Origin of the sequence: Micromonospora sp. RP3T, from assembly GCF_003027925.1 — a bacterium.
Classification (GTDB): Bacteria; Actinomycetota; Actinomycetes; order Mycobacteriales; family Micromonosporaceae; genus Micromonospora.
The window spans coordinates 52,086-59,245 of record NZ_PYPS01000043.1 but is presented as its reverse complement, the minus strand read 5'-3'; the positions used below and the strand labels follow the sequence as shown (position 1 = coordinate 59,245).

The window sequence follows — 7,160 nt, the reverse complement described above, 5'->3', positions numbered from 1 at the left end:
AGCGTGCGCGCCGGGGGCGGGGCGCCCGGGGGCGGGGCGCTCGGGGTGGGGCGCCCGGGGTGGGGTGGGCGTGGGGTGGGTGGGTGGGTGGGTCAGGTGCGGGTGGCGGCGAGGCGTTCCGCGTCGGTCTTCATCTTCGCGGCGCGGTCGAGGTCGGCCTGCTGCACGGCGGCGAGCGAGCCGAACACGCTGACCGCCTGGTAGTAGGTCCAGGCGAGGCTGTAGCAGGCCGGCCGGACCACCGAGTTGTAGGTGGCGCAGACCCGCTTCAGGTCCGCGTAGAACGCGCTGTCCAGGCGGGACTTGTTGGCCGGGAAGATGCCCATCGCCTTGTGGTTGCGGTAGCCGAAGTCGTGCCGGTAGCAGGAGAGGTTGAAGCGGAAGCCGAGCGGGTTGTCCGGGCTGGACGAGCAGTAGTCGGTGGACCAGTCGAAGCCGTACCCGGTCCAGGGGGCCCGGTCGAGGCGGGCGCTGTTCCAGGCGTTGTAGCTGGTGGCGCTGGTCTGGGTCCAGGTGGACAGCACCGCGAGCTTCTGCTCGGTGCTCACCGCGGCGGTGGCCGGCGCGGCCAGGCCGAGCGTGGCGAGCAGCGTGATCAGGGCGGTGGCGAGCGTGGTGGCGAGGCGACGGGACATGGGTACCTCCGTCGGGACGGTGGGCCGGGGTCTCCGGATGTGGAAGAGTGTCGATCAGTGGGATGACCTGTGGCGATGGCCGGGGGAACGGCTCGCTGACATCCGCCCGAACAGACGAATGCCCCCGGGTCGCGGTGGCGGTCCGGGGGCATTCGCGGCGGGTCAGCGGACGAAGCGCGGCGGGCTGGCCGGGCTCTCGTTCGCCAGGCGGTCCAGCGCGGTCACGTGGTAGGTGTAGCGCTTGCCGGCGACCGCCGTGGTGTCCACCCAGGACTGCACGTCACCGTCGGTGGCCCGGACGGTGCCGACCAGGTGGGACGCGTCGGCGAAGTCGCAGCGCCCGGCCAGGCCGAGGCCGTCGAACCGGTAGATCGCGTACGAGGTGGCGGTGCCGAGCGGGCCCTTGCCGTCGGCGGGTTGCCGCCAGCTCAGCCGTACCCCGTCCGCCTCCCGCTGGGCCCGGGTGACCACCGGGAACAGCAGCGGCTTGTGCGGCAGGTGCGTCATGGTGGGCACCAGCGCGGGGCGCGAGTAGTGCTCGGCCGCGTAGATGTCGGTGGCGCCGAGCCGGTTGGCCCGGACCTGCACCGCGGAGAAGTGCACGTTGCCGAGCACCTCCGGGTACGACCGGTTGAGCGTGAGGTGGTCGGACAGTTCGCGCGGGTTCATCCAGAACGACCCGTACGCCGGCTCGCCGCTCTTGTAGTCGGCCTGGCCGATGTAGAGCTGGACCCTGGTGCCGCGCACCTGCTCGGCCCACCACGGCACCAGCCGGGCGTAGTCGGCGGCCGGGTACTGGCCGATGTACCAGTAGAGCTGCGGCACGACGTAGTCGATCCACTCCTCCTTGATCCACTTACGGGTGTCGGCGGAGATGATGTCGTACGACTGCGAGCCGGTGGTGTCCGAGCCGTTCGGGTCGGCCGAGGCGTTGCGCCAGATCCCGAACGGGCTGGCGCCGAACTTCACCCACGGCTTGGCCGCCTTGATCTTGGCGTTCATCTCCTGCATCAGCAGGTTGATGTTGTCCCGCCGCCAGTCGGCCTTGTCCGTGAAGCCTCGGTTGTACTGTGCGAACGTGGCGTCGTCGGGCACCTGCCAGGTGCCGCTCGGGTACGGGTAGAAGTAGTCGTCGAAGTGCACGCCGTCGACGTCGTACCGGTTGACCGCGTCCATCATCGCGGTCTGGACGAACTCGCGGACCGCCGGGATGCCGGGGTTGTAGTAGAGCCGGCTGCCGGCGACGCCGGCCGGCGGGTAGGCGAACACCCAGTCCGGGTGCGCCCGGGCCGGGCTGTCCGGGGCGAGTTGCGACAGGTCGGCGCCGGCGCCACCGGGGGCCGGCATGGAGACGCGGTACGGGTTGAACCAGGCGTGGAACTCCAGGTTCCGCTTGTGCGACTCGGCGACCAGGAAAGCCAGCGGGTCCCAGCCCGGGTTCTTGCCGCGTACCCCGGTCAGGTATTCCGACCACGGCTCGTACGGCGACGGCCAGAACGCGTCGGCGGTCGGACGGACCTGGACCACGACGGCGTTGTGGTTGAGCTTCCGGGCCAGGTCGAGCCAGCCCAGGTATTCGGCCTTCTGCTTGGCGACCTGGTCCGGCGCGGTCCAGGAGTCCTTGCTGGGCCAGTCGATGTTCGTCACGGAGGCGATCCACATGGCCCGGAACTGTCGCTTGGGGGTGGCCGGGTCGGTGACGCAGTCGATGGTGGAGTCAGTGGTCGTCTCGGCCGGCGCGGCCTGCGCCGGGGTGCCGGCGACCAGCGCGCCGAGCAGCGCCACGGCCAGCGCGGCGGCTCTGAGCGGAGTTGCCTTCATGCGGTGCGGTCCCTTCGTCGGGTCCGGGGGGACGGGTGACGCCGCCGCTGTCGGCAAGATTCGCCGTGCAATGTGCGTCACGAGTAGGAAACTTTCATCAATCCCGATCCGGCGCAAGACCCTGGACCGGATCGATGCCGGCCGTGCCGGAACGGGCCACGGGTGAGCCGGCCCACGCCGCCGGATCGTGACCATTCCGACACCTCCCGTACCGGATTGGGGACCGGAACCGCTGGGTAGCTTGGCCGGTCACGGACCGCCGACCACGGTGGTCGCACCGTTGGGGGAGATGATCCATGTCAGTCCTGCGGACCAAGCCGATCCAGGACGTCATCGCCCAGGGCGACGCCGACGGCGAGGACGGCAAGCCGGGGCTGCGCCGCCGGCTCGGGCCCGTCGACCTGATGGGCTTCGGCATCGGGATCGTGATCGGCACCGGGATCTTCACGCTGACCGGCGTGGAGGCGAAGAACAGCGCGGGCCCGGGCGTGGTGATCTCCTTCGGCATCGCCGGCCTGGTCGCGCTGCTCGCCGCGCTCTGCTACGCCGAGCTGGCCTCCAGCGTGCCGACCGCCGGCAGCGCCTACACCTACGCGTACGCCACCATGGGCGAGATCGTCGCCTGGATCATCGGCTGGGACCTGCTGCTGGAGTTCTCACTCGGCGCGGCGGTGGTGGCCCGGGGCTGGTCCGGCTATCTCACCGACCTGTTCGGCCTGCCCAGCGCCTGGTTCGCCGAGGAAGGCAGCATCGTCAACCTCGGCGCGATCGGCATCGTGCTGATCCTCGGTGTGGTGGCCATCGTCGGCATCCGCGAGTCCGCCCGGGTCACCAACCTGCTCGTGCTGGTGAAGGTGGCGATCTGTGCCTTCGTCATCATCGCCGGCCTGTTCTTCGTGAAGTCGGCCAACCTCACCCCGTTCATCCCGTCCGCCGAGCCGGCCGGCGCCGGTGACGACGGCATCAAACAGCCGGTGACCCAGCTCCTGTTCGGGCTGGAGCCGTCCGTGTTCGGCTTCGTCGGGGTGCTCACCGCCGCCGCCGTGGTGTTCTTCGCGTACACCGGATTCGAGGCCGTGGCGAACCTGGGTGAGGAGACCCGCAAGCCCAAGCGCGACCTGCCGCTCGGACTGCTCGGCACGCTTGTCATCTCCACCGCGCTGTACATCGGTGTCTCGCTGGTCGTGGTCGGCATGGTGAAGTACACCGAGATCGACGAGGGCGCGCCGATCGCGTCCGCGTTCCGGGCGGTCGGCGCCGGCTGGGCCGCGGTGCTCGTCTCCATCGCCGCCGTCGCCGGTCTGACCAGCGTCATCCTGGTCGACCTGGTGGCCATGGGCCGGATCGGCTTCGCCATCGCCCGCGACGGGCTCATCCCGCCGTCGATCGCCAAGGTGCACCCGCGCTGGGGCACCCCGTACCGGATCGCCGCGATCATGACGGTGGTGGTGGCGCTGCTCGCCGGCTTCCTGCCGCTCTCCGCGCTGGCCGACCTGGTCAGCATCGGCGCGCTCTGCGCGTTCATGCTGGTCGCCATCGCGGTGCCGATCCTGCGCAAGAAGCGCCCCGACCTGGAGCGGCCGTTCAAGGTGCCGTTCTCGCCGGTGCTGCCGATCGTCACGGCGGTGGCCTGCCTCTACCTCAGCCTCAACCTGTCGGTGGAGACCTGGGTGCGGTTCCTGATCTGGATGGCGCTCGGCGCGATCATCTACTTCGGCTACGGGCACCGCAAGAACCGGCTGGCCCGCCGCGAGCACGCGGAGGACACTCCCGAGCCCGCCCCCACCCCCTGACGCCGCAGTGGTAAGGCGGGGGCCCGCTTAACACCTGAGTGTTAAGCGGGGCCCCCGCCTCTACCGAAAGCGTTAAGCGGGGCCCCCGCCTTACCGCTGCACCTCGCGGAGGGGGCCGCGGACGGACGGCTTGCCGTCGGTCCAGACCAGCTCGTTCAGCCAGATCTGGCGGCCCGGGTCGGTGGTGCCCTCCTGACCCGGCGGCCACGCGTGGTAGAGCAGCCAGGTGCGGCCGTCCCGCTCGACGATCGAGGCGTGCCCCGGCCCGGTGGCCACATCGTTGCTCTTCAGGATCGGGTTCTCCGGCGCCTTCACGCACGGGCCGGTCGGGCTCTCGCAGACCGCGTACCCCTCGGCGTAGACGTCCCTGTCGTAGGCGTTCGCGGCGAAGAACAGGAACAGCTTCCCGTCGTGCCGGCGGAAGAACGGCCCCTCGATCAGGGTGCCCTCCCACGGCTCGGTCTGCTTCAGCAGCTTCGTGGCCGGGCCGGTCAGCCGCAGCCCGTCCGGCGTCAGACGCTGCGACCAGAGCCAGGTGTCCACCCCGATCGCGTTGCCGTCGTTCTTCCACAGCAGCCAGAGACTGCCGTCGGTGTCCCGGAACGGGCTGGCGTCGATCGAGCCGCCCAGGTCCGCCTGACAGACCAGCGGCTTGTCGGAGTCGTCCAGGTACGGCCCGAGCGGCGTGCTGGCCACCGCCCGACCCAGGCACTGCCGGCCGGAGGCGCGGTCGGCGACGGTGTAGTAGAGGACGAACCGGTCCGGGGCGAGCTGGATCGCCTCCGGCGCCCACGTCTTGCCGGCGTCCGCCCAGTCCGGCAGCTCCGGCAGCGCGTCACCGGCCTCGGTCCACTCGACCAGGTCCGGCGAGGTGAGCACCGGGACGTTCCGGCCGCCCGCGTTGGTGTGGAACAGGTACCAGGTGTCGCCGACCTTGATCGCCTGCGGGTCGGGGGCGTCGGTCCGGACGACCGGGTTGGTGAACACGCGTGCGCCCTCCGGCGTACTCGATGGGGTGGAGCCGCCGTCACAACCGGCGACGAGCAGCGCGGCGAGCAGCGGCGCGGTGGCCACTGCCACCGCGCCGCGCCGCCTGGTGGGTCGGCCGGTCATCCCTTCAGGCCGCTGCGGGAGACGCCCTGGATGACGTGGCGCTGGGCGAACACGAACAGGATCAGCACCGGTACGCTGGCCAGCATCGCACCCGCCATGATCACCGGATAGTCGGTCACGTACGCGCCCTGGAGCAGGCCCAGGCCCGCCGGCAGGGTCAGCCGCTCGGGGCTGAACAACACGTACACCGGCCAGAGGAAGTCGTTCCAGTTGGTCAGGAACGACAACACCGCCAGCGTGGCCAGGGCCGGTTTCGACAGCGGCAGCAGCACCTGCCGGAAGATCTGCCACTGGTTGGCGCCGTCCAGCACCGCCGCCTCCTCCAGCTCGGCCGGGATGGAGAGGAAGAACTGGCGCAGGAAGAACACCCCGAACGCGCTCGCCGCGCCGGGCACCACCACCACGGTCAGCGTGTCGATCCAGCTGAGCTTCTCGGCGATGATGAAGTTCGGGATGATCAGCGAGGTGGGCGGCAGGAAGAGCGTGCCGACGATCAGCGCGAACAGCAGGCCGCGACCGCGGAACCGCATCCGGGCCAGCGCGTACGCGGCCATCGACGCGGTGACCAGCACCAGCAGCGTGTGCAGGGTGGCCGCCAGCATGCTGTTGAGGAACCAGCGCAGCACCGGGTTGGCGGTGTCGTTCAGGATCCGGTCGTAGCCGTAGGTGGAGAACGGGTTCGGCAGCCAACTCGGCGGGACCTGCTGGGCGGCGTCGTACGTCTTCACCGACGTCAACAGCATCCACACCACGGGGGTCACGAAGATCGCGGTGATCAGGAGCAGTACGGCGTAGCGCAGCACCGGGCGCAGTTTCGACATGGTCGGGCCCTCAGTCTTCCCGGTAGCGGAACAGCCGGAAGTTGACGACGCTCACCACGGCCAGCATCAGCGCGAAGAACACGCTCATCGCGGCGGCCCGACCGGCGTCGTAGTCACGTAGGCCCTCGTCCACGATCCGCCAGACCACGGTCCGGGTCTGCTCGCCCGGCGCGCCCTGGGTGATCAGGAGCGCCTGCCCGAAGACGTTCGCCGAGGCGAGGATCGTGGTGGTGAGGACGAAGAGCATGACCGGGCGCAGGCCGGGGATCGTCACGTGGCGGAACCGGTCCCACCCGCCGGCGCCGTCGACCTTCGCCGCCTCGTACAGCTCCGGCGCGATGTCCTGGAGGCCGGCCAGGTAGATCACCGCGTTGAAGCCGCAGGTCCACCACACGGTCACGCCGACCAGGGAGATCCAGGCCCACGGCACGTCGGTGACCCACGGCGTGTCCGACGGCAGCCCGACCGCGCCGAGCACCCGGTTGACCAGGCCCAGGTTGGCGTCCAGCAGGAAGCGCCAGAGCAGGCCGATCACCGCCACGCCCAGCACGTACGGGGCGAAGAACGCGGCCCGGAAGAACGTGCGGCCGGGGAACGAGCGGTTGAGCAGCAGCGCCAGCCCCAGCGGGATCACCACCAGCAGCGGCACCGAGAACAGCGTGAAGATGCCGGTCGCCCGGACGCTGGACCACCAGTCCCCGTAGATGGCCGAGTCACTGGAGAACAGGTCCTGGTAGTTGTCCAGCCCGATGAACGGCCGGTTGGGCAGCTGGAGGTCCCACTGGTGCAGGCTGATCCAGACGCCGAACAGGATCGGCGCCAGCCCGAAGACGCCGAACAGGACCAGGTAGGGCGCGAGGAAGAGGTACGGCGTCGAGCGGTTGCCGCGTTCCGTCACGCCCCGGCGCCGGGTACGCCCCGCCGGGGGCGGCGCGTCGTTCCGCGCCGCCCCGACCTCGATCACGTCGGCCACGACG

General features: G+C 70.4%; 6 protein-coding genes. 1 reads left to right on the top strand and 5 read right to left on the bottom strand.

The features are described 5' to 3' along the window. Positions 1-92 precede the first annotated feature (92 nt). Both C8054_RS27565 and C8054_RS27560 read right to left on the bottom strand, forming a co-directional pair. A complete protein-coding gene (locus C8054_RS27565; protein ID WP_107161905.1) occupies positions 93-635 on the bottom strand; it encodes a phospholipase in 543 nt (180 codons plus the stop codon). A 162-nt stretch (positions 636-797) separates the two neighbouring features. Next, complete coding sequence (locus C8054_RS27560; protein WP_107161903.1) at positions 798-2,456, bottom strand: glycoside hydrolase family 10 protein; 1,659 nt, start codon at positions 2,454-2,456, stop codon at positions 798-800. A 296-nt stretch (positions 2,457-2,752) separates the two neighbouring features. Between C8054_RS27560 and C8054_RS27555 the strand changes: the two genes are divergently transcribed. Continuing rightward, positions 2,753-4,249, top strand: coding sequence for an APC family permease (locus C8054_RS27555; protein WP_107161901.1), 1,497 nt, complete (start codon positions 2,753-2,755; stop codon positions 4,247-4,249). 90 nt (positions 4,250-4,339) lie between these two features. On the opposite strand, the gene C8054_RS27550 is transcribed toward C8054_RS27555, so the two are convergent. The 3 genes from C8054_RS27550 to C8054_RS27540 are packed head-to-tail and all read right to left on the bottom strand — an operon-like array spanning position 4,340 to position 7,156. After that, entirely contained in the window at positions 4,340-5,362 is a 1,023-nt protein-coding gene (locus tag C8054_RS27550; protein WP_107161899.1) for a glycoside hydrolase family 43 protein, read from the bottom strand. Further along, a complete protein-coding gene (locus tag C8054_RS27545; protein WP_107161896.1) occupies positions 5,359-6,183 on the bottom strand; it encodes a carbohydrate ABC transporter permease in 825 nt (274 codons plus the stop codon). The genes C8054_RS27550 and C8054_RS27545 overlap by 4 nt, the downstream gene beginning before the upstream one ends. A 10-nt stretch (positions 6,184-6,193) precedes the next feature. Further along, positions 6,194-7,156: a carbohydrate ABC transporter permease gene (locus C8054_RS27540; protein ID WP_107161894.1), complete on the bottom strand. Its 963-nt coding sequence runs from the start codon at positions 7,154-7,156 to the stop codon at positions 6,194-6,196. Positions 7,157-7,160 lie beyond the last annotated feature (4 nt).